1 protein-coding gene is annotated in these 255 nt (G+C 57.6%); it reads right to left on the bottom strand.

Features of this window, described 5'->3' with window-relative positions:
• Window positions 1-191 (bottom strand): reverse transcriptase N-terminal domain-containing protein (locus tag ACRXB1_RS37800; protein ID WP_449494986.1); only part of this gene is annotated, 191 nt, incomplete at its 3' end.
• Window positions 192-255 lie beyond the last annotated feature (64 nt).

Genomic DNA, 255 nt, shown 5'->3' with positions numbered 1-255 from the left:
TTGGCGGACAACGTGCGGGTCAACATCCGTTGCAAGGCTTTGACCCTGCGCCATTTGCCTTCCCGCGTCGCCTTCGCAATTCGAATCTGCATCCCTCTCACGTTTCGTTCAACCCGACGCCAATCTATGGCGTACCAATCGTCCGGCGCGTGGGAAAGCGCAGATCCGGCCTTTCGACCAGATACTTTCATGCTGCTCTCCTACTTGGAAAAGTCCCGAGCAGAAGGCGCATCTCCCCCAGCGGGGTAGATACAC

The organism is Caballeronia sp. M23-90, assembly GCF_053574605.1.
This window is presented reverse-complemented; position numbering and strand designations above follow the sequence as displayed.